Origin of the sequence: Paenibacillus hamazuiensis (assembly GCF_023276405.1) — a bacterium.
In the GTDB taxonomy this organism is placed as follows: Bacteria; Bacillota; Bacilli; order Paenibacillales; family NBRC-103111; genus Paenibacillus_AF; species Paenibacillus_AF hamazuiensis.
In genome coordinates, this window is the sequence record NZ_JALRMO010000001.1 from 7,074,161 (window position 1) to 7,097,262 (window position 23,102).

Sequence of the window (23,102 nt, forward strand, 5' to 3'; positions counted from 1 at the left end):
AGAGAGGATGGTTTTGCATGGCTGAAGCCTTGTCCGAAATGAAATCCCTCATTGAAGAGATCAACAAGCACAACTATTTATATTATACGCTCGACCAGCCATCGATAAGCGATGCCGACTACGACAAGCTGTACGACCGGCTCGTCGCTCTAGAGAAGGAAACCGGCGTTGTTTTGTCTTATTCTCCGACTCAGCGGATCGGAGATGCCATCCTGAAAGGGTTCGAGCCGCACCGGCACCGGGCCCGGCTGTGGAGTTTGGACAAGGCGCAAAGCCATGAGGACTTGGCGGCGTGGCATACCCGCGCGCTCAAGCTGGTTAACGATTACAATACGCAGCATCCGGACAACCCGCTGCCGCCGCTGTCTTTTGTCGTGGAGCTGAAGTTCGACGGGCTGACGCTGAATCTGACCTACGAAGGCGGAGAGCTCGTTCAAGCGTCTACCCGCGGCAACGGAACGGTTGGCGAAGGCATCTTGCCGCAGGTGAAAACGATCAAGTCGATTCCGCTGCAAATCCCTTACCGCGACGGCATCATTGAAGTTCAGGGCGAGGGCATCATGAACTTGTCCGTGCTTGAGGAATATAACCGGACCGCCGCGGAGCCGCTCAAAAACGCCCGCAACGCCGCGGCCGGCGCTCTCCGCAACTTGAACCCGAAGGTCACTGCGGAAAGACGGCTGAACGCGTATTTTTACAATGTCGGTTTTTCGGACAATATCCAATTTGCCGACCACCGCGAAATGATTGAATTTTTGCGGAACAACCAGTTTAAAGTCAGCCCCTACGTCAAGTTTTTCGATTCCATCGAAGAGGTGGAAAAAGAGCTGCAAACGGTCGCCGACATGCGCCATTCCCTTGATTATTTGATTGACGGTGCAGTGGTTAAAATCACCGACATGCGAACGCGCGAGGTGCTCGGTTACACGGAGAAATTCCCGCGCTGGGCGGTCGCCTATAAATTCGAATCCGAGGAAGCGACGACGATCCTCGAGGCGGTGAACTGGAACGTCGGCCGTACCGGCAAAATCACGCCTGCCGCGGTCGTGGAACCGGTGGAGTTGGCCGGGGTGACGGTGCGCAATTGTACGCTCAATAACGTCGACGACATCGAACGCAAAAACCTGAAACACGCGCTTGGCACGCTCATATATATAAGAAGATCGAATGACGTAATCCCTGAAATTTTGGGAAAAGTGACGGAAGAACAGGATGGCGGCGAGATTGTGTCCCCGACTCATTGTCCAGCCTGCGGCACGCCGCTCGAGCAGCGCGGGGCGCATCTGTTCTGCCCGAACAAACTCGGCTGTAAGCCGCAGGCGATTGCATGGCTCGCCCATTTTGCATCCCGCGATGCGATGGACATCGAAACGTTCAGCGAGAAAACCGCCGAACAGCTGTACGAAGAACTCGGGGTCCGGGACCCCGCCGACTTATATGATTTGCAATTTGCCGACCTGATTAAGCTGGAGCGTTTTGGCGAGAAAAAAGCGAACAACTTGCTTGAGGCGATAGATAAAAGCAAGACGCGGCCGCTCGCGTCTTTCCTGTACGCGCTTGGCATTCCGAATACCGGCATCACGACGACCAAGGTGCTGGCGGATCATTTTCTCGGTCTGGAGCCGCTTATGAATGCGACCAAGGAGGAGCTTTTGACGCTCCACGATATCGGGGACATTGTGGCGGAGAGCATCGTTTCCTTCTTCCAGGATCCAAACGTGCAAAAAAGCATTGACCGAATGCTTCAGGCCGGCGTCTCGCCTCAAGTGGAGGAGAGAGCCGAACCGGTCAATACGGATAACCCGTTTTTCGGAAAAACGGTCGTGCTTACCGGCACATTATCGACGATGGGCCGTGACGAAGCTGCGAAAAAACTCGAAGCGCTCGGCGCCAAAATTACCGGCAGCGTGTCGAAGAAAACGGATATCGTCATAGCCGGGGAAAGCGCCGGCAGCAAGCTGACAAAGGCGCAGGAGCTGGGCATTCGCATCATCGACGATGAGCAGGAACTGCTGAAGCTCTTAGGTGAAGCATAAATTATATGGATGTGGCGGGAGCAGCTTTGACGGGCTGCTCCCTTGCTATTAGGGCCGTTTTTTTGCCATGTATAAAAAAGGTGTCGGCGGCAAACTTTAAAAGTTGCATTACGGGCGCCATCTGTGGTAAATTAGTTTTTGTCGCCGCGAAAGCGCGGTGGACGCGCCTCGGAAGGCGGGCCATCCGGCCGGGCCTGATCGGCAAATGGAAAAAAATAAAGTGTTGCAATCGTCGATCGAAAGTGATAAGATATGTACTTGTCACGACAAAAACGACGTGAACAAAGTTCCTTGAAAACTGAACAAATGATGTTTGAATTAGCCAGTAGTTTTAAAGCAATGAGCTATATAATCAACTCAACTTTATTGGAGAGTTTGATCCTGGCTCAGGACGAACGCTGGCGGCGTGCCTAATACATGCAAGTCGAGCGGATCTTTCCTTCGGGAAAGGTTAGCGGCGGACGGGTGAGTAACACGTAGGCAACCTGCCTGTAAGATCGGGATAACTACCGGAAACGGTAGCTAAGACCGGATAGATGGTTCTTTCGCATGAAGGGGCCAAGAAACGCGGTGCAAGCTGCGGCTTACAGATGGGCCTGCGGCGCATTAGCTAGTTGGTGAGGTAACGGCTCACCAAGGCGACGATGCGTAGCCGACCTGAGAGGGTGATCGGCCACACTGGGACTGAGACACGGCCCAGACTCCTACGGGAGGCAGCAGTAGGGAATCTTCCGCAATGGACGCAAGTCTGACGGAGCAACGCCGCGTGAGTGATGAAGGTTTTCGGATCGTAAAGCTCTGTTGCCCTGGACGAACGCTTGGGAGAGTAACTGCTCTCAAGGTGACGGTACAGGAGAAGAAAGCCCCGGCTAACTACGTGCCAGCAGCCGCGGTAATACGTAGGGGGCAAGCGTTGTCCGGAATTATTGGGCGTAAAGCGCGCGCAGGCGGTTCTTTAAGTCTGGTGTTTAAGCCCAGGGCTCAACCCTGGTTCGCACCGGAAACTGGAGGACTGGAGTGCAGGAGAGGAAAGCGGAATTCCACGTGTAGCGGTGAAATGCGTAGAGATGTGGAGGAACACCAGTGGCGAAGGCGGCTTTCTGGCCTGTAACTGACGCTGAGGCGCGAAAGCGTGGGGAGCAAACAGGATTAGATACCCTGGTAGTCCACGCCGTAAACGATGAGTGCTAGGTGTCGGGGGTTTCGATACCCTCGGTGCCGAAGTCAACACAGTAAGCACTCCGCCTGGGGAGTACGCTCGCAAGAGTGAAACTCAAAGGAATTGACGGGGACCCGCACAAGCAGTGGAGTATGTGGTTTAATTCGAAGCAACGCGAAGAACCTTACCAGGTCTTGACATCCCTCTGAATGTCCTAGAGATAGGGCAGGCCTTCGGGACAGAGGAGACAGGTGGTGCATGGTTGTCGTCAGCTCGTGTCGTGAGATGTTGGGTTAAGTCCCGCAACGAGCGCAACCCTTGATCTTAGTTGCCAGCGAGTAAGGTCGGGCACTCTAAGATGACTGCCGGTGACAAACCGGAGGAAGGTGGGGATGACGTCAAATCATCATGCCCCTTATGACCTGGGCTACACACGTACTACAATGGCCGGTACAACGGGAAGCGAAGGAGCGATCTGGAGCGAATCTTTAGAAGCCGGTCTCAGTTCGGATTGCAGGCTGCAACTCGCCTGCATGAAGTCGGAATTGCTAGTAATCGCGGATCAGCATGCCGCGGTGAATACGTTCCCGGGTCTTGTACACACCGCCCGTCACACCACGAGAGTTTACAACACCCGAAGTCGGTGGGGTAACCGCAAGGAGCCAGCCGCCGAAGGTGGGGTAGATGATTGGGGTGAAGTCGTAACAAGGTAGCCGTATCGGAAGGTGCGGCTGGATCACCTCCTTTCTATGGAGTCCATGGCATCTGCAGGGTGCCGGACAATAATCGGCTAATCAAACATTCATTTGTTCAGTTTTGATGGAATTTTGGGGCCATAGCTCAGCTGGGAGAGCGCCTGCCTTGCAAGCAGGAGGTCAGCGGTTCGATCCCGCTTGGCTCCACCATCAACCGCCAATGTTGGCTAGTGTTTCTGCTTGAAATGCGAGCGGGCGTTGTGGTAAGATAGCACTTGTCGCTGTCAAAGCGATGGTTTGTTCCTTGAAAACTAGATAGCGAAACAACTTCAAGCGAAAGCTTAGAATTCCTTTAGCAATGATTTAGCTTAGGTTAAGCTAATAAGAGCACACGGAGGATGCCTAGGCGCTAGGAGCCGAAGAAGGACGTGGCGAACGACGAAATGCCTCGGGGAGCCGTAAGCAGGCGTTGATCCGGGGATGTCCGAATGGGGGAACCCAGCCGAGGTAATACTCGGTTACCTCTACCTGAATACATAGGGTAGTTGGAGGCATACGAGGGGAACTGAAACATCTAAGTACCCTCAGGAGAAGAAAACAAGAGTGATTCCGTCAGTAGCGGCGAGCGAACGCGGAGTAGCCCAAACCAGGGGGCTTGCCCCCTGGGGTTGTGGGACGTCAATGTGCGAAAAGTTGGTTAGGCGAAGTAGTCTGGAAAGGCTCACCAAAGAGGGTAACAGTCCCGTAACCAAAAGCCAACGTATCGCTAGACGGATCCCGAGTACCGCGGGACACGAGGAACCCCGTGGGAAGCAGGCAGGACCATCTGCCAAGGCTAAATACTCCCTAGCGACCGATAGTGAAGCAGTACCGTGAGGGAAAGGTGAAAAGAACCGCGGGAGCGGAGTGAAACAGAACCTGAAACCGTGTGCTTACAAGAAGTCAGAGCCCGTTAAAGGGTGATGGCGTGCCTTTTGTAGAATGAACCGGCGAGTTACGTTCACGTGCAAGGTTAAGGTGAAGAGCCGAAGCCGCAGCGAAAGCGAGTCTGAATAGGGCGACTTGAGTACGTGGGCGTAGACCCGAAACCGTGTGATCTACCCCTGTCCAGGGTGAAGGTGCGGTAACACGCACTGGAGGCCCGAACCCACGAACGTTGAAAAATTCGGGGATGAGGTGGGGGTAGGGGAGAAATTCCAATCGAACTCGGAGATAGCTGGTTCTCCCCGAAATAGCTTTAGGGCTAGCCTCGGGATAAGAGTAGCGGAGGTAAAGCACTGATTGGGTGCGGGGCCCGCCAAGGGTTACCAAGTCCAGTCAAACTCTGAATGCCGCATACTTATACCCGGGAGTCAGACGGTGAGTGCTAAGATCCATCGTCAAGAGGGAAACAGCCCAGATCATCAGCTAAGGTCCCCAAGTGTGTGTTAAGTGGGAAAGGATGTGGAGTTGCACAGACAACCAGGATGTTGGCTTAGAAGCAGCCACCATTGAAAGAGTGCGTAATAGCTCACTGGTCGAGTGACTCTGCGCCGAAAATGTAACGGGGCTAAACACACCACCGAAGCTATGGGTCCAGTAATGGGCAGTAGGGGAGCGTTGTATACGGGTAGAAGCTTGACTGTAAGGACAGGTGGACTGTATACAAGTGAGAATGCCGGTATGAGTAACGAAAAGATGGGTGAGAATCCCATCCGCCGAAAGCCTAAGGGTTCCTGAGGAAGGTTCGTCCGCTCAGGGTTAGTCGGGACCTAAGGCGAGGCCGAAAGGCGTAGTCGAAGGACAACAGGTCGAAATTCCTGTACCACCGTGAACCGTTATGAGCAATGGGGTGACGCAGAAGGGTAGTGACGCGGACTGATGGATGTCCGTCCAAGCAGTAAGGCTGGTGCGTAGGCAAATCCGCGCATCGTAAGGCTGAGCTGTGATGGGGAGGGAAACTTCGGGAGTACCGAAGGTCATGATCTCAAGCTGCCAAGAAAAGCCTCTAGCCAGGGAGAAGGTGCCCGTACCGCAAACCGACACAGGTAGGCGAGAAGAGAATTCTAAGGCGCGCGGAAGAACTCTCGTTAAGGAACTCGGCAAAATGACCCCGTAACTTCGGGAGAAGGGGTGCCCCGGTAAGGTGAATAGCCGGAGGGGGCCGCAGTGAAAAGGCCCAAGCGACTGTTTAGCAAAAACACAGGTCTGTGCGAAGCCGCAAGGCGAAGTATACGGGCTGACGCCTGCCCGGTGCTGGAAGGTTAAGGGGAGCGGTAAGGTGCAAACCGAAGCTGTGAACCGAAGCCCCAGTAAACGGCGGCCGTAACTATAACGGTCCTAAGGTAGCGAAATTCCTTGTCAGGTAAATTCTGACCCGCACGAATGGCGTAACGACTTGGGCGCTGTCTCGACGAGAGATCCGGTGAAATTTTAATACCTGTGAAGATGCAGGTTACCCGCGACAAGACGGAAAGACCCCATGGAGCTTTACTGCAGCTTGATATTGGACTTTGGTACGATCTGTACAGGATAGGTGGGAGCCTTTGAAGCATGAGCGCCAGCTTGTGTGGAGGCGACGTTGGGATACCACCCTGATCGTATCGGAGTTCTAACCTGGTACCCTGATCGGGTATGGGGACAGTGTCAGGTGGGCAGTTTGACTGGGGCGGTCGCCTCCTAAAGAGTAACGGAGGCGCCCCAAGGTTCCCTCAGAATGGTTGGAAATCATTCGAAGAGTGCAAAGGCAGAAGGGAGCTTGACTGCGAGACAAACAGGTCGAGCAGGGACGAAAGTCGGGCTTAGTGATCCGGTGGTACCGAATGGAAGGGCCATCGCTCAACGGATAAAAGCTACCCTGGGGATAACAGGCTTATCTCCCCCAAGAGTCCACATCGACGGGGAGGTTTGGCACCTCGATGTCGGCTCATCGCATCCTGGGGCTGAAGTAGGTCCCAAGGGTTGGGCTGTTCGCCCATTAAAGCGGTACGCGAGCTGGGTTCAGAACGTCGTGAGACAGTTCGGTCCCTATCTGTCGCGGGCGTAGGAAATTTGAGAGGAGCTGTCCTTAGTACGAGAGGACCGGGATGGACGTACCGCTGGTGTACCAGTTGTCTCGCCAGAGGCACGGCTGGATAGCCAAGTACGGAAGGGATAAGCGCTGAAAGCATCTAAGCGTGAAGCCCCCCTCAAGATGAGATTTCCCAGTATGTAAGACCCCTTGTAGACGACGAGGTAGATAGGTTCGGGGTGGAAGCGCGGTAACGTGTGGAGCTGACGAATACTAATCGGTCGAGGGCTTAACCAAAAGAAGTACCCAAAGGAATCTAACGCAGCACACTTGAAGTGATTCGCATCTAGTTTTCAGGGAGCAACATGTCCTGAAACATGAATCTTGGAGAGATACCCAAGTGGCTCAAGGGGACCCTCTGCTAAGGGGTTAGACTGCGTAAGTGGTGCGAGGGTTCGAATCCCTCTCTCTCCGTAGTTTTATTTTACGAAATCTTTTATCATGGCGGCGTAGCTCAGCTGGCTAGAGCGTACGGTTCATACCCGTGAGGTCGGGGGTTCGATCCCCTCCGCCGCTACCATCATTTGTTGAAATTTTGGTTGATAGTTTGTCGGATTTTGTGGTAAGATACGATTTGTGCTCTTCTTTGTGGACGCTTAGCTCAGCCGGGAGAGCATCTGCCTTACAAGCAGAGGGTCGGCGGTTCGATCCCGTCAGCGTCCACCATAAGCATCATGATATGCCGCTGTAGCTCAATTGGTAGAGCAACTGACTTGTAATCAGTAGGTTGGGGGTTCAAGTCCTCTCGGCGGCACCAGTGGAATTTTTTTATATAGTGTGGAGCCGTGGTGTAGAGGCCTAACATGCCTGCCTGTCACGCAGGAGACCGCGGGTTCGAATCCCGTCGGCTCCGCCATTTAACATCCTGTAAGGGATGAGAACCCAATGGTTTCAGGGTTCGTCGGAGCATCAGCTTCGTTAGGATGACTTCGCAGTCTCGGAGTGAAACGAAGAGGATCCCGTCGGCTCCGCCATTTTACATCCTGAGAGGGATGTTTCTCACCAAAATGGAACACTATATACATATGGCTCGGTAGCTCAGTCGGTAGAGCAGAGGACTGAAAATCCTCGTGTCGGCGGTTCGATTCCGTCCCGAGCCATTTTTTTGATGGACCATGGAGGATTAGCGAAGTGGCCAAACGCAGCAGACTGTAAATCTGTTCTCTGACGAGTTCGGTGGTTCGAATCCATCATCCTCCATCACTTCTACATATGAGAGCCATTAGCTCAGTCGGTAGAGCACCTGACTTTTAATCAGGGTGTCGTAGGTTCGAGTCCTACATGGCTCACCATTACCCTAACAAAACAGACCGGAAACGGTCTTTTTTTGTTACTCCGGGAAATAATTTTCGCGGAAACGAGGACTCCCCCACAAGCACCGGGAATAAGCTTCAGAAGACACTTCGCTTTTGAGGATTTATGTTCTTGCCTTTTTGATCTTTATATTTTCTCGGCAACCGAACGCAGTTTTTGCTCCATGCTGGCCGGTTTGTCGCGGCGATCATCGATTTTTATGGAGGTGGACACGCGGCTTGCTCCTTGTTCGAAAGGAACCTCGTGCACCAAGCGGATGACACGGAACAGCTCGTCCAATTCCCCTTCAATGATCGTGCTCATCGGAGTCAGTTGAAACCGGATTCCACCTGCAGCCTGCTCTTGTTCAAGCACCTTATGCAAACGGGCGACATAAGCGCTGAGACTGGTTGTTTCCGTACCTATAGGAATGACGGTTACTTCGGCAATAGCCATAAGCGTGAAGCCTCCAATATCATCAAAATTAGCTGAGTACCCCTTTATCTTACAACTTGAGCTATGCAAAATAAAGCCCATCCGTGATCACACATGGATGGGCTTTTCGCTTAGAGAGAAGAGCTGCGCAGCTTGTTTGCGGATGTAATCCGCGGTTCGGGCTGCCAGCGCCATCACGGTATTGGTCGGATTGCCCGCCCCCGATGTGACGAAAATGCTGGCGTCGCAAATAAACAGGTTCGGGATATCGTGCGTTTGGCCGTAAGAGTTGACAACCGATTCGTCCGGGTTCGCCCCCATTCGACATCCGCCCATCAAATGAGCCGTGTCCGGAACGACAAATTCCACTTTTCCTCCGGCTGCTTCGAGAATTTGGCCCATTTTGACCACGGCATGATCGATGAGCCGACGGTCATTTTCGCCAAAGCTGAAGGTGACCTTCGCGCGGGGCAAGCCAAGATCGTCCTTCTCGTCGGCAAGGGTGATCCGGTTATCCGGATGAGGCAGCACTTCGCCAACCATCGTAACACGCCCGTAGAAGTTATAATCCAAGGCGGTCTGCCTCAGCTTCTCTCCCCATAACAACCCGGTTTGCGAGTTTGCAATTCCTTTGACGAACGCGAGCGGCCTGGCTCCGTGTGCGTGCAGCGTATATCCGCGAACAAAGCCGGCGTCCGGCATCGTTTCGTAAAAATCCTGCGTCGTAGCGAGCACCGGCGTTCCTTTATACAAGCGTACTTCTTCGGCAAACTTTGCGTACACATCGTGGCTGCTGTGCGTCATAAACCCGCGGCCGACCCATCCGCTGCTGTTGGCGAGTCCGCTTGGGTAACGCCCGTTAGCCGAATTCAGCAGCAGCCGAGGAGTTTCTACCACATAGGCGGACAAAATAACGAGGCGCGCTTTTTGCACGTATTCCTTGCCTTCATGGACGAAGGTGACGCCGCTGGCCCGTCCGTGCTTGTCCGTCATCACTTGCGTAACCATGCAGTTAGGCAGCACTTCCGCGCCCGCCCGCATCGCCTTTGGTATATGGACGATCAGCGTGCTGAATTTGGCGTTGGGCATACATCCTTGGTTGCAAAACCCGCGGTTGATGCACGGCGGTCTATCCTCAAACGGGGCGGACAATATCGCCAGAGGCGCAACGACGTGGCGAATGCCGAGCGCCTCACAGCCTTTTTGAAAAACGTATGCGTTTGGACTAAGCGGATCGCGTTCGGGATAAAGGTATGGACCATGGAAGTTGCCCCAAGGAAAATGCTTCGGTCCGGAAACCGCGATTTCCTTTTCGATTTTATCGTAATAGGGGGCCAGATCGTCGTAACCGATCGGCCAGTCGTCCGCAACGCCGTCCAAGGTGCGAGCACGAAAGTCGGCATCGTGAAACCGCAGAAACACTCCGGTAAAATGCGTCGTTCCGCCGCCGATCCCGCGGCCGGAATTGTTGTGTCCCATGGTGAGGGGATCCCGGCCATCCACGAGGCGGGTTTCCTCCCAGCCGAGCCGCTGCATTGAGAGTTCGTCGCTGGCGAAGTCATGCTGAGGGTCCCACATCGGCCCGGCATCAAGTACGACAACGCTCATGCCCGACTCGCTGAGCTCTTTGGCGAGCACCCCGCCGGCAGCCCCGGCGCCGACGATAACGACATCGACCTCTTCGTTTGCATATTTACGATTCATTTTCGAGTCTCGCCTCCCATGCATCCCATTGCCCTGCACGAGCCCGAATATAACCGCGCGGATAAGCGGGCCCGGCATAGCCGATTTCCGACCATACGGTCGGATGGGAATAGTACGCTTCCAGCGTATAGTTCAGAAGTTTTTTAAACAGATCCTGCTGGGGAACGGAGGCCCAAATGGAAGCAGGCTCCGCAGAACCTTCGCTGATATCTTTCATAAGCCCCTGCTGCATGTAATCTTCCAGCTCGAAAAAATGTTTGGCATGAAGCGACTGACAAGTCGCATCGATAGCTTTCAGGCCTTTGCGGATCAGCTCGGGGGCCGGCGCGACATCCGGCTTTCGCTGGCCCTCCCCGCGGCCGTCCGATAAAGTCTGATCGATATGGCAAAGCACATATTGAATGATTTCCCCACGCATATCGCCTACCAGCTTCGAGCACCAGGCCCGCAAAATTTCCGCCTCCACCGTTGTGAGGAAAGAGTACGATTTTTCCCTAATGAGCCGGGACGTCACAATATGCTGCGTATGGTCGTCCCAATGCTCCGCATGACTCATCACGTCGTAGGACGGATAATGTGTCGTTTTGCTCATGCCTTCACCTCCAGTAATAAGCGAGCAGGCCAAGGACTCCTATCGCGGTAAACAGGAGCGGCAGCACGACAGGCGGACCTACCAGGAAATTGCGTGACGTATATCCGCCAACGCGAACCCCGACGCCGTGGAAGTGGTAGTAAAAGCCGACAACCCCAACCAATGCTCCTATGTACATAAGAACCAAAAACGTCGTATAGAGCCATGGCGAAGGGGCCATGGCGAGCCACACGCTGAAAAGGCACAGAAAAGGAGCGGAGAGGACGGGGCCCCACATCGCTTTATGGTGAAAGTTTTGCCGGTAATGCGATAACGTGACCTGGGCTCCGATTGCCAGATAGGCTAAGCCGACGAACAAAATGACGACTCTGTCTAAAGTCCAGCCATTCCACATGCTTAAACACCCGCTTTATGTGAAGTTATTGTTGATTGCATTTGCGGAAAAGTAAGCGCTCCGCAGGGCATCAAGGCAACCGATCTGGAACGGTCGGCGGTCAGCCGGTCATAAGCCGCCTGCAGGTTGCGGGCCGGCTCGAACCCGATCAGCCGGACGATTGGTTCGGGAATCCGGGAGTGGATGTGCACCCGGTGTTTTTGCAGAACCTCGTCAATGTGCAAAATTTTATGAGCGCCAAGAACGAACTGTCTTTTCAGCTTGTCGACCATCTCTGCCCGATCCTGCATCGTTTCCATCCAAAACTGGAATATTCCGTTTCCGAACATCTCCTCGCATTCGGCGACAAGCAGGATATCGCCGCCGTGCCTTGTGATGGAAGCGGCATTTTTCAAAGACTTGATCGCTTGGTACAGCTGAGTATCCTTCGGATGGCCGCCGGCGGAGACGACCGTCACATCGTACTTCCGGTGGACGGGGACCACGAATAAGGCTGCGGCCCGCTCCGCCCCGATACGATGAGCCTCCGCGACATCTCCGGCAAAGGCATCGATGATCCGGCGTTCATGATCGACAATCACGTTGAACAAGAAGTGAATCGGTGCGAGCTGCTGCGCTTCCTCCAAGTCGCGGTGCACCGGATTGCCCGGATCGCCGGGCCGTGCGGTATATCGCTGCGATAGCGAATGGTTGCATTCGATGCAGCGGTGGGAGGCTGCTCCCGGAACGAGCGCTTTAACCCCTCCCGAAATACCTACCAGCGCGTGCGGTTCGATATTGCCGGTTGCGATTCGCAGATCGGCTTCGGCCACGATGCGGTTAATTTCCACCGGAGTGCCCAAAGAGGTGGTGCCGAGAAAAACGCAGTCCTCGCTCATAGCGGAATGGTTCATCACCCGGACGCGCCGGTATGCGGCGTCGCCGGCGAGCTGACGCAGCTCGTCTTCCGTCTGTTTCCGGTGAAGTCCAAGCGCCACGATGACATGAATGCGGTCATCGCCGATGCCGGCTTCATTCAGCTCATCAAGCAGCCGTATCAAAAACAAATAGGTCGGGCACAGCCGGCTTATATCGCTGATCAAAATGACCGCGTTCGAACGCCCGCGGGCGAGCTGGCGCAGCGGCGGCGTTCCGATCGGCTGGGCAAGCGCCCGTTCTATGCATGACGACGCATCGGGATGGGGTTCAGCCTGGTAGGAGATGATGTCCGGCACCCGGTCGGGAGCCCATGCCAATGGAACGTTCCCCTTGCCATACAATAACGGAAATATGGGCCCCCTCCTCCTTCATAGTGAATCATTTGCAGCAACGTTAGTTTTTTCCTTTACTTTTGAAAATATCCAAAATCGAGCAGGACAAATTTAAAATGCATGGTGCTGATGCGGATTGATATACAAGTCGTATATATTAACTGAATTACCATTAATACATATTCATTGGCAATATTTAAGTAATGATATTACTATCCTTTCCATGGTAATCTGATGCTACAGCAAGAGCATTCACCCAAACATGGGGAAAACTACACGCACTGGAGGAATTAAGATTATGTTCAAACGCAACCTGCTTCGTACCGCAGGAGTTACCGCTGCAATGACCGTGATGCTGACCGGGGCATTTGCCGGACAAGCTTTTGCCGCATACGACGATATGGACGCCGTCTCGATTGTCAAAAAAATGGTGGGCAAAGATTACGATGCGGGCTCCGAGTCTCCTTCCCAAGGATTCGACGCTTCCGGGCTGATCTTTTACGTGTACGACCTGCTTGATTACAATATGCCGCGAGGTTTGAGCGCACAATATAAAATGAACAAGCCTTTAATCAAGAGCTTAAGCTCCGTAAAGGAAGGGGATGTGCTTTTCTTCGGCAGCGGCTCCACTCCGAATACATCAGGGATCTACATAGGCAATGACAAGATGATCCTGGCTTCCAAAAGCAAGGACGAAGTGATCATCCAACCGATCAATTCCACATTTGAAAAAAGTTTTATAGGCGCGCGCCGCGTTCTGTCCGCGAATGATCAGAAGCGCGTCCAACTGGTGCTTGACGCTCGCAAATACTTGGGAACGCCTTACGTTTTTGGCGCCAAATACGGGCAAACCAAGACGTTTGATTGCTCTTCGTTCATGAAAACGATTTTTGCCGAAAACGGCATCACACTGCCGAGAGTATCCCGCAACCAGGCCAAAGAAGGGAAGTTTGTGAGCAAGAGCAACCTCGACGTAGGCGACCTGGTGTTTTTCACGACGAAGGATTCAGGTGGAAAAATCGGCCATGTCGGAATGTACGCGGGCAATGGCATGATGATTCATACGTACGGAGAAGGCGGCGTCAAGTACAGCACAATCGAAACGGGCTGGTGGAAAGATCACTATGTGACGGCCCGTCGGGTGATCAACTGATACAGGGAAGAAAGGCCGCGCACAAGCGGCCTTCTTTCATGTAGGGGAACTGATTTCGATAAGAAGCTTCTCATATGCTACAATGATCCCATATAGACAGACGGGAGTGGAGCGGATGGATTGGGATAACCTTAAACAGCAGCTGCAGGATGTTTGGAGCCCGGCGGTGGTTCGCCTTGTGAAAATGCCGGCCGGCGACTGGAAATCGTTGATTTCCGATCCTATTCATACGAGCGGCGGGGGACAGAGCATCGTTGCGAACCAGGAAACGTTGTTTTTTCTGAGCCAGGAAGGCCAGACGGTGCAGCTTCTTTCCGTAGGCAAAACGGACCTCACGAAAGCGGAGCTTGCGCTTGTCGAGCTGTTAAGCGAGGGGCACACGGCGGCTCTGCGCAAGCAGCCTCCCTATATGGCGAGCGAAGAGGAGCGGAAAGTCGGCGCTATCCGCGACTGGCTGAGGCAGCAGCTGGACTCGGGGGCATCCAGCGCAGAGATGCCGGACAATTTGGTATCCGCTTTATCGCTGTATTCGGCGAAAATTCCGATTTTGCTCTACGGGGATTACCCTTCTACAAAAAAAGGCTCCTACCAGGAATTGAAAAAGCTGCTGGAATCGTTTTTCGATGCGGATATCGTGCTGATCCCCTTAATGGAAAAAGAATGGCTCATCCTCGGGTCGGACAAGCTATTATCAGCGGATGCGGGCGACGATCGGGAGTATGGCGAAGAGGAGAGCCTGGAAGAAACGCTGACGGCGATTGCGCTGGGGCTGAGGGAAATGCTGGCGAACGAGTGGCTCGGGGAATGCCAGGTTGCCGTGCATTATCCGATGACTCCGGCCAAGTCGCTTTACGTGACGGTGGTCGAGCTGCGCGAAGCTTTGATGCTGGGGCGCACCTATCACGTGGGCAGCAACATTCATTTGCCATGGCAACTGCATTTGGAGAAGCTGATTCAACCGATACCCGAAGAGAACAAAGCCGATTTTTTGGAACGGGTGCTGAAGCGGATCGATGTGGTGATGGATGCGGAGACGTTGATGACGCTGGAGCAGTTTTTCAGCCTGGACTGCAATGTCAGCGAAACCGCGAAAAAACTGTACATTCACCGCAATACGCTGCTTTACCGGCTGGATAAATTCAAGCAGGAAACCGGTCTGGACGTGAGGACGTTCAACGATGCGGTGCTTGTGAAAATTGCTTTATTATTGTACAAAGTAACGAAAAGAAAGTGATTTTTTTGTGAAGATTGTGCATAGTCATAACGGGCCCGGCAATGTAAGATGGAACTATAAGAACGATACTAATCCGTAGGGGGAATTGATCCATGGCTGGTGTACGCTTAAATCACGTCGTGAAGAAGTATCCGGGTAACGAAGAAGCAACGGTGAAAGACTTCCATCTTGAGATTAAAGATAAAGAGTTTCTCGTACTTGTCGGCGCTTCCGGTTGCGGTAAGTCGACTACGCTGCGTATGATCGCAGGCCTCGAAGAAATCACGGAAGGCGAGCTTTATATCGGCGACCGTCTCGTTAACGACGTGGCTCCGAAAGACCGCGACATCGCTATGGTGTTCCAATCTTACGCTTTGTATCCGCACATGAACGTATATCAAAACATGGCTTTCGGTTTGAAGCTGCGCAAGTTCAAGAAAGCCGACATCGACGCTCGCGTTCGCGAAGCGGCGAAAATTCTCGACATCGAACATTTGCTTGACCGTAAGCCGAAGGCTCTCTCCGGCGGTCAGCGTCAACGCGTTGCCTTGGGCCGCGCTATCGTCCGCGAACCTCAAGTGTTCCTGATGGACGAACCGCTCTCCAACTTGGACGCCAAGCTGCGCGTACAGATGCGTGCGGAAATCAGCAAGCTGCACAAGCGTCTTGAAACTACAATCATCTACGTAACGCACGACCAGACGGAAGCTATGACAATGGGCGACCGTATCGTCGTAATGGATAAAGGCATCATTCAGCAAGCCGCTTCTCCGGAAGAGATCTACAACTATCCGGTAAACATGTTCGTTGCAGGCTTCATCGGCTCTCCGTCGATGAACTTCATCAGCGGTACGTTCGCAGAAGAAGGCGGCGGCCTCCGCTTCAAAGCACCGGGCTGCAACCTGGAAGTTCCGGAAGGCAAAGCGAAAGTGCTTCGCGAAAAAGGCTATATCGGTAAAGAAGTCGTGTTCGGCGTACGTCCGGAAGACTTCCATGAAGAAGCTATCGTCATCGAAGCTTCCCCGAATTCGATCGTTAACGCACACATCGAAGTTGCGGAAAACCTCGGCCATGAAATGTTCCTGTACTTGAACGGCCTCGGCAACCAAAGCGTAGTAGCTCGCGTTGACGGCCGTGCCGGCTTCAAGGAAGGCACAAACGTGAAGCTCGCTATCGACATGAACAAAGTGCACTTCTTCGACAAGGAAACGACTCAATCCATCCTGTTGTCGTAGTAGCTACTATATACGCAAGCCAGTCGACGTGGTCGGCTGGCTTTTGTGCTGTTTGCTTGAAAGCTGTGTTTGTGTTGCATAGATGCTGATCGATTAGGTTAAAACGGGTCTTCAACAAATATAGTTAAGCGTGGCGGCACAAGATTTTACGTAAGTAAAATCCATGCCAACATACGCGGGCACGAGGCACGAAGCATCTAATTCGGCATCGCGCCGTAAGTAAAGCGTGTCCGGCATAGGATTTTTTAGCGAACGCAAAAAATCCATGCCGGACAAACGCGACCTAGAAGCGAGTATGACCATCATACAGGCGGGTCCAGGGCGCTTGGGGCGCCTGGGGTCCCCCTTTAAGGGGGATTTAGGGGGTAGCGCACAGTTTTAGGGGGTAGCGCACAAATTTTCGGGGTGGCCCATATTAGGGGGGGGATAACCTGTGCAAGAGCTAGTCGGATACTGCGCGCAATGCGGCACCGAAGTGTACTGCCGCGGCGGCTTCCTGGAAGGTTCCATGGGCAAGGACGGGAAATTGATCTGCATCGCCTGCGGCAATCAGGAAGATCAAGAGCATGACGAACGGCAATCGGGACAATCGTCTCATGAAAAAGACCGGTCCTGAACCCGACTTACATCATATCCGTCCGCTTTAATCGAGCCGTGTGCCGCTGCAATGGGCACATGCTGTTGATTTCAGCCGAATTATCCAGTAGGATGGGGATATTGGGACATAAAAGGAGAAAGAGAACATGCCGAAAAAATTAAAGGTTGCGGATTTGGTGGAGGAGTTTGGGCTTGAAGTGCTTTCCGGCGAAAGCGGATTAAAACGTCCGATCACTGTGGCCGACTTGTATCGTCCAGGCCTTGAAATAGCGGGATATTTTGAATTCCACCCGGCGGAACGGGTGCAGCTGCTCGGCAAAACGGAACTGACGTTCTTTTCCCGGTTGCCGGAGGAGGACCGGAAAGACCGGGCCATGAAGTTGTTCTCCCATGCGGATACTCCTTGCATATGCGTGACGCGGGGCATGGATGTGCCGCCCGAGATGATTGAAGCGTCCGAAAAGATGGAGCTTCCGGTGCTGCGCAGCCAGGTGGCGACCACCATATTTGCGAGCCGTTTAACCGGCTTTTTGGAAAATAAACTGGCTCCGTCTACGACGATCCACGGCGTTCTGGTCGATGTGTACGGCGTCGGCATGCTGATTACCGGCAGCAGCGGCATCGGCAAAAGCGAAACCGCCCTCGAGCTCGTGAAACGAGGACATCGCCTGATTGCCGACGATGCCGTCGAAATTCGCCAAACAGCGGATCACACGCTGAACGGAAACGCGCCGGAGCTGATACGGCACCTGTTGGAAATTCGCGGCGTCGGCATTATCAACGTGATGACCTTGTTTGGTGCCGGAGCTATCCGCAATGTGAAAAAAATTTCCGTTGTCGTCAAGCTGGAAACATGGCAGCAGGATAAGCAGTATGACCGGCTCGGCCTGGACGAGGAGATGACCCGGATCATCGATACGGATTTGCCGCTCGTCACGATTCCGGTCAGACCGGGACGCAACCTGGCGGTCATCGTCGAGGTAGCGGCAATGAACTACCGTCTGAAACGGATGGGCTACAACGCGGCGCTGCAATTTACGAACAAACTTACAGAATCGTTGTCCGAAGATATCGACGATCTGGAGTAATCATGCTGACGAAGCAAGTTTTGCTATGTAAAACGATCAGGAGGTGACCTCATTGTACTTGGCTATTGATCCGATCGCGTTCGCACTCGGGCCGCTGAAGGTGCATTGGTACGGGATCATATTGGGAACGGCTGCGCTCGTCGGACTGCTGCTTGCGGTGCAGGAGGGGAAACGGTTCAACATCAACCCGGACTTTTTTATGGATTTGGTGCTGATCGGGGTCCCGTCTGCGATTGTCGGAGCGAGAATATATTATGTCGCCTTCAAATGGGAAGATTATCGCGACAATTTATCCGAAATATTCAAGGTATGGCATGGCGGAATAGCCATTTACGGCGCATTGATCGGGGCGATTATCGCAGCGGTGATCTATGTTCGGCGCAAAGGGTATCCGTTTTGGCGGATCGCCGATATTTGCGCACCCGGCCTCATTGTCGGCCAAGCTATCGGCCGCTGGGGCAACTATATGAACCAGGAAGCCCACGGCGGACCCGTTACCGAGGAATTTTTGCGGAATACGCTGCATTTGCCGAACTTCATCGTGAATCAAATGAACATCGGGGGCACGTATTACCATCCAACCTTCTTGTATGAATCGCTGTGGAACGTTGCCGGCCTGATTTTGCTCCTCATTTTGAGGCGGCAATCGTTTATGCGGGCGGGAGAGCTATTTTTCAGCTACTTCATCTGGTATTCGATCGGGCGCTTTTTTATCGAGGGACTGCGTACGGACAGTTTGGCGTTTACAGGCCCAGCTTGGCTGGAAGGGCTGATGAAGGCGCTTTGGTCGCCGATGACGATGCTGTTCGAGCCGGGCGAAATGAGCTACGGCAACGTGCGCATTTCACAGCTGCTCGGTGTGCTGATCATCATCGCTGCCATCGTGTGGATGATCGTTCGGCGCCGTACCGGACAGGCGGACGTCCGGTACTCGGACCCAATCGTGCCGGCGCATTCCGCTCCTTCGGCGGCATCCGGGCACGGTGCGGAGGATAAGACGGACCGGGGGAACGGGCCGGAAGAGACGGCTTCGCTGCCGGACGACCGCAAGCCGCTGGAGCAGGGGTAGCCGCCCGACAGCAGCAAGAAGATCAACGATGATAAAGGAGAAAGCCGATGATTCGAACGGTACTGTTTGACCTTGACGGCACGATCGTCGACACGAATGAGCTGATCATTCAATCGTTTTTGCATACATTCGAAGGCGTAACGCCGCAGCCGCTGACCCGGGAGCACATCATTCCGAATATGGGGCGCTCGCTGGTCGATCAGATGAAATTTTTCAGCGGACGCGATCAGGTGGAAGATTTGGTGGAAAAATACCGCGCTTTCAATATCGCCCGGCATGATGAGCTGGTCAAAGAATTTCCATACGTGCGCGAGGTGCTCGCCGAGCTTCATGCCGCCGGGTTGCGGCTTGGCGTGGTAACAAGCAAGGTGCGCAAAACGACGGAAATGGGGCTCAGGCTTTGCGGGCTGGACGTTTTCTTCAGCACGGTGGTGACGGTGGACGACGTGCAGCGCCCGAAGCCGGACCCGGAAGGGATTCATTTGGCGTTAAGCCGGCTCGGCATGGAGAAAGCATCGGCCGTGATGGTCGGCGACAGCCATTACGATATCGAGGCGGCGCGCAATGCGGGCATTCCGTCGGTGGCGGTGGCGTGGTCGCTCAAAGGAATCGATTACTTGAACAGCTACAAGCCGACCCATATTATTCACGATATGCGGGAGCTTCCCGCCATCGTAGGTTTAAAGTCAGGATCAGAGGGGATTTCGATTGCGAAAAACTGACCGCTATCCCGTCGAGGGACCCAATTCCTTGTGGCAGATGTACCGGACGATCAGCCCCTGGAAGGCGGTGCGCAATTTCATATGCATTCAAATCAGCCGCTACACGCCGTATCTTCCGCTCAAACGCTGGATATACCGGCGGATGCTCGGGATGAAGGTCGGCGAGCAGACGGCTTTTGCGTTGATGGTGATGGTCGACGTGTTTTTCCCGGAAAAAATCTCCGTCGGCGATAACACGATCATCGGCTACAATACGACGATTTTGACGCACGAGTATTTGATCAAGGAGTATCGGATCGGCGAGGTGCGCATCGGTTCGAACGTGATGATCGGCGCCAATACGACGGTGCTGCCCGGCGTTACGATCGGCGATTACGCCGTGATCGGAGCCGGCTCGGTCGTGCACAAGGATGTGGCGCCGCATTCCTTCGTCGCGGGCAACCCGCTGCAGGTCATTCGCGCCGGCGGTGAGTAAGGCTGTCGGCTGCTTATCGATGCCGGTTTGAAAAAAGGTTAGGGACGAGCCCTGTGGGGAACGCTCCTAACCTTTTGTTTTTACTAAGGAAATTATTGTGGATCACCGGGGGAATAGGCTGCAAAGGTTCCAATCACTTTTGGGGGGCTTGTCTTCGCAGCAGCATCGCTTGCAGTTGGTCGGAAGGTACGGCTTTGCCGACGTAATAGCCTTGAATGGAGTCGCAGCCTTGCTGCCAAAGCAGCAGCAGCTGCTCCTTCGTTTCAACCCCTTCGGCGACGACCTGCAAATCGATGCTGTGCGACATGGAGATGATCGCCTGGACAATGGCGGAGTCGCTTGGGTCCTCGGTGATATCGCCGATGAACGATTTGTCGATTTTGACGACGTGCAGCGGCAGCTTTTTGAGCAGCGCGAGAGAGGAATAGCCTGTGCCGAAGTCGTCCATGGAGAGACGTATGCCGAGATTTCTCAGCTCGCTGAGCAGGCCGACGCTGTAATCGATATTTTGAATCGCGGTGCTCTCGGTAATTTCGAGACACAGCTTATGGACAGGCAGCCCGGTTTCGGCAAGCACCAGCTTCACCCGGTCGATGAAATCCGTGTGCATAAACTGTCGCGCGGAGATGTTAACGGCTACGCTCATAGGCGGCAGTCCTTGCTGCTGCCAGCGCACCGCTTGGCGGCAAGCCTCCTGCAGCACCCATTCGCCGATCGGCACGATCAGGCCGGTTTCCTCCGCCAGCGGGATAAAATCCAGCGGCGGGACCATTCCGTGATCGCGCGACTGCCAGCGGAGCAGCGCCTCCGCTCCGTAAATTTCGCCGCTGCGCAGATCCATTTGCGGCTGGTAGTAGACGACAAATTCTCCGCGGGGCAGCGCCTTGCGCAGGCCGTTTTCCAAGTCGAGCCGGCGGGCGATTTGCTCGTTCATTTTCGGCGCATATAGAGACGTGCGGTTTTTCCCTTCATGTTTAGCCCGGTACATCGCGATATCCGCGCATTGAATAAGGGCTTCCACGGTTTCGCCGTCCTGCGGATAAAGAGTTACGCCGATGCTTCCGGTGACGTGAAACTCGGCCGTTCCTTCGATAAAAGGGCGCTGCAGCACGCGCAGCAGGCTGTCCGCAGTATCCTTTGCCGTTTGCGGAGCATCGAGATCAGGCAGCAGCACCATGAATTCATCGCCGCCAAGCCGGGCGACAGTGGCGTTTTCCGGCACGCTGCCGGTAAGCTGCGTGGCGATATATTTGAGCAGCTTATCCCCGAGCTGGTGCCCGAACGTGTCGTTAAGCACTTTGAAGCGGTCGAGATCGATCAGCAGGATTGCGATATGCCTGCGCTTCCGCCGGGCTGCTTCCAATGCCTGCTGCAGGCGGGTGTAAAAGAGCAGCCGGTTGGGCAGGCCGGTTAACGAATCGTGATAGGCCAAATACATGATGCGGCGCTCCGCTTGCTTTCTTTCGTCAATGTTGCGGATGGAGCCGATCATGCGCAGCGGCTTGTTCTGCTCATCGCGAATCGCCTGGCCGGCGCTTAACACCCACATGTACGAGCCGTCGTCGCGGCGCACCCGGTATTCGATTTCGTACGGCACGCCGTGCTCGAGATGGCACCTCATCGATTCTGTCATCGCAGGCAAATCTTCCGGGTGAACAAGCTCCAAATATCGCCCCCGTTCGAGCGTAGTATCCGTAATGCTGGATCCGAGTAAGCTGTGTATGCGGCCGGTCCACTCCAGGCGGTCCGTTGAAATGTCCCAGGACCAGATGCTGTCGGTGGTCGTACCGGAAACGATTTCAAGCTTTTCCGCCATTTCACGGTACGTTTCTTCCTGCCGGCGCAGAAATTCCAGCAGTTCGATCCGTTCCAGAGCCGTGCCGAATAAACCGAGCAGCGGAGTCATCCGTTCAAAAGAGGCCATGCGGGATGGGCCGCTGTCCGCCGGTCTGACGATCGCCATATAGCCACGTAACCTGGAGCCGGACGCTACTGGATAAACCTCCGCCACATGACGGCGCCAGAAAGATTCGTCATGATGCGGCTCAGGCAGCGGAGGAAAAAGCTCGGCCCGGAAGTTCGCGTTAGAGGGAATATCCGTCATCCGGCCGGGATCTGACAAATGCTCGATCGAAAGTATCGGGAAGCCGCATTCGTCTGTGCGAAGCTCTGCGTAGCAGCCCCAGACAGCCCCCGTATACTCGAGCCACGACATCGTCTTCAGATCGGTTGGCGTCGCGTTTAGGAAATGCCGGCTGATTTCGTGCTGATTGCGGGCGGAAACTTGCAGGTTATGTATGATTTTTTCGTATGTATCATAGGTAAGAGGCGATTCGGCAATATGTTCAAAAGGGAGCTGCTCGTGCGTATAAGAGCTTCCCGCGGCAGGGTAAGCGGAAACGACATGTCTCTGCGCAGGCTCCGGGTCCGATCCGAGGAGACGGAGCAGAGTCTGCACCGCTTCCCGTGCGCTTTCGATAAAAGTCTTTTCCATAATATCGGGAGGGGATGCAGCCATCTCGCCCGGTTCGATACGCTCGCCATCGGCGGCAAGGAAACCGGCAACGTCAAGTTCAATCGCAACAACCGGTTTCCCGCAGAGGCCAAGCTCCTCCGGCGTCGCCTCAAAACCGGGCGCTTGAACGACGATCCAGCCGTCTGCCCGTTCCAACGCCAGAGGGATGCCGGACCAGGAATCGGGCCTAAGGCCGCTTTGCAGTGTCGTCTGTAAGGCAATGATGCCGAAGCCGTTTTCCTGCAGCGTTCGACGAATATGATAAAGCAGCCCGCCGTAATAAGGACCTTCCATGAAAGGAGTCCGTATGCCGATCCTCTTTGCGTGCATCTCCGTAAAGGTCCCCCTCAGCTAATTGGATGAAAAAAGATACATTAAGATATTCGCCCCTGCTTTGTTGTTTCCTGCCGAATTATGGAGAAAACGTG

The 23,102-nt window shown here is 54.2% G+C and carries 15 protein-coding genes, 9 tRNA genes and 2 rRNA genes; 20 read left to right on the top strand and 6 right to left on the bottom strand.

The window, feature by feature from the left end; translation table 11 throughout:
• Positions 1-17 precede the first annotated feature (17 nt).
• From ligA to MYS68_RS31055, 12 genes are all read left to right on the top strand, one after another.
• A complete protein-coding gene (gene ligA, locus MYS68_RS31000; protein WP_248929497.1) occupies positions 18-2,036 on the top strand; it encodes an NAD-dependent DNA ligase LigA in 2,019 nt (672 codons plus the stop codon).
• A 363-nt stretch (positions 2,037-2,399) separates the two neighbouring features.
• Positions 2,400-3,942 (top strand): 16S ribosomal RNA (locus MYS68_RS31005).
• Positions 3,943-4,024: 82 nt separating this feature from the next.
• Positions 4,025-4,100: transfer RNA gene (locus tag MYS68_RS31010), tRNA-Ala, on the top strand.
• 161 nt (positions 4,101-4,261) lie between these two features.
• Positions 4,262-7,176 (top strand): 23S ribosomal RNA (locus MYS68_RS31015).
• The 16S and 23S rRNA genes sit together here with 9 tRNA genes alongside, the layout of an rRNA operon.
• An 89-nt stretch (positions 7,177-7,265) precedes the next feature.
• A tRNA-Ser gene (locus MYS68_RS31020) sits at positions 7,266-7,353 on the top strand.
• Positions 7,354-7,382: 29 nt separating this feature from the next.
• A tRNA-Met gene (locus MYS68_RS31025) sits at positions 7,383-7,459 on the top strand.
• Between the two features lie 70 nt (positions 7,460-7,529).
• A tRNA-Val gene (locus MYS68_RS31030) sits at positions 7,530-7,605 on the top strand.
• A 15-nt stretch (positions 7,606-7,620) separates the two neighbouring features.
• Positions 7,621-7,696, top strand: a tRNA-Thr gene (locus MYS68_RS31035).
• A 22-nt stretch (positions 7,697-7,718) separates the two neighbouring features.
• Positions 7,719-7,795: transfer RNA gene (locus tag MYS68_RS31040), tRNA-Asp, on the top strand.
• A gap of 171 nt (positions 7,796-7,966) precedes the next feature.
• Positions 7,967-8,039: transfer RNA gene (locus MYS68_RS31045), tRNA-Phe, on the top strand.
• 17 nt (positions 8,040-8,056) lie between these two features.
• A tRNA-Tyr gene (locus MYS68_RS31050) sits at positions 8,057-8,139 on the top strand.
• Positions 8,140-8,155: 16 nt separating this feature from the next.
• Positions 8,156-8,231 (top strand) — tRNA-Lys (locus tag MYS68_RS31055).
• A gap of 148 nt (positions 8,232-8,379) precedes the next feature.
• Here the strand turns inward: MYS68_RS31055 and MYS68_RS31060 are convergent.
• The 5 genes from MYS68_RS31060 to MYS68_RS31080 all read right to left on the bottom strand — a co-directional run bounded on the left by MYS68_RS31060 (position 8,380) and on the right by MYS68_RS31080 (position 12,616).
• Entirely contained in the window at positions 8,380-8,688 is a 309-nt protein-coding gene (locus MYS68_RS31060; protein WP_248929498.1) for an MTH1187 family thiamine-binding protein, read from the bottom strand.
• Between the two features lie 87 nt (positions 8,689-8,775).
• A complete protein-coding gene (locus MYS68_RS31065; protein ID WP_248929499.1) occupies positions 8,776-10,371 on the bottom strand; it encodes a GMC family oxidoreductase in 1,596 nt (531 codons plus the stop codon).
• Complete coding sequence (locus MYS68_RS31070) at positions 10,361-10,963, bottom strand: gluconate 2-dehydrogenase subunit 3 family protein (protein ID WP_248929500.1); 603 nt, start codon at positions 10,961-10,963, stop codon at positions 10,361-10,363. The genes MYS68_RS31065 and MYS68_RS31070 overlap by 11 nt, the downstream gene beginning before the upstream one ends.
• 4 nt (positions 10,964-10,967) lie before the next feature.
• Positions 10,968-11,357: a hypothetical protein gene (locus tag MYS68_RS31075; RefSeq protein WP_248929501.1), complete on the bottom strand. Its 390-nt coding sequence runs from the start codon at positions 11,355-11,357 to the stop codon at positions 10,968-10,970.
• A gap of 2 nt (positions 11,358-11,359) precedes the next feature.
• Complete coding sequence (locus MYS68_RS31080; protein WP_275983568.1) at positions 11,360-12,616, bottom strand: nickel-dependent lactate racemase family protein; 1,257 nt, start codon at positions 12,614-12,616, stop codon at positions 11,360-11,362.
• 289 nt (positions 12,617-12,905) lie between these two features.
• On the opposite strand from MYS68_RS31080, the gene MYS68_RS31085 reads away from it, so the two are divergent.
• From MYS68_RS31085 to MYS68_RS31120, 8 genes are all read left to right on the top strand, one after another.
• A complete protein-coding gene (locus MYS68_RS31085) occupies positions 12,906-13,760 on the top strand; it encodes a C40 family peptidase (protein WP_248929503.1) in 855 nt (284 codons plus the stop codon).
• A gap of 115 nt (positions 13,761-13,875) precedes the next feature.
• Positions 13,876-14,994 (top strand): PucR family transcriptional regulator, encoded by a 1,119-nt coding sequence (locus MYS68_RS31090; protein WP_248929504.1) that lies wholly within the window; start codon positions 13,876-13,878, stop codon positions 14,992-14,994.
• A gap of 92 nt (positions 14,995-15,086) precedes the next feature.
• Positions 15,087-16,208 (top strand): ABC transporter ATP-binding protein, encoded by a 1,122-nt coding sequence (locus MYS68_RS31095; RefSeq protein ID WP_248929505.1) that lies wholly within the window; start codon positions 15,087-15,089, stop codon positions 16,206-16,208.
• A gap of 433 nt (positions 16,209-16,641) precedes the next feature.
• Positions 16,642-16,824: a hypothetical protein gene (locus tag MYS68_RS31100; protein ID WP_248929506.1), complete on the top strand. Its 183-nt coding sequence runs from the start codon at positions 16,642-16,644 to the stop codon at positions 16,822-16,824.
• 127 nt (positions 16,825-16,951) lie between these two features.
• Entirely contained in the window at positions 16,952-17,893 is a 942-nt protein-coding gene (hprK, locus tag MYS68_RS31105; RefSeq protein WP_248929507.1) for an HPr(Ser) kinase/phosphatase, read from the top strand.
• A 52-nt stretch (positions 17,894-17,945) separates the two neighbouring features.
• On the top strand, positions 17,946-18,962 hold the full coding sequence (gene lgt, locus MYS68_RS31110; protein ID WP_275983569.1) for a prolipoprotein diacylglyceryl transferase: 1,017 nt from the start codon (positions 17,946-17,948) through the stop codon (positions 18,960-18,962).
• A gap of 47 nt (positions 18,963-19,009) precedes the next feature.
• Positions 19,010-19,684 (top strand): pyrophosphatase PpaX, encoded by a 675-nt coding sequence (gene ppaX / locus MYS68_RS31115; protein WP_248929509.1) that lies wholly within the window; start codon positions 19,010-19,012, stop codon positions 19,682-19,684.
• A complete protein-coding gene (locus tag MYS68_RS31120; RefSeq protein ID WP_248929510.1) occupies positions 19,671-20,159 on the top strand; it encodes an acyltransferase in 489 nt (162 codons plus the stop codon). Before ppaX ends, MYS68_RS31120 begins: the two co-directional genes overlap by 14 nt.
• A 133-nt stretch (positions 20,160-20,292) precedes the next feature.
• Here MYS68_RS31120 and MYS68_RS31125 read toward each other — a convergent pair whose 3' ends face one another.
• On the bottom strand, positions 20,293-23,004 hold the full coding sequence (locus MYS68_RS31125) for a putative bifunctional diguanylate cyclase/phosphodiesterase (protein WP_248929511.1): 2,712 nt from the start codon (positions 23,002-23,004) through the stop codon (positions 20,293-20,295).
• Positions 23,005-23,102: the final 98 nt, after the last annotated feature.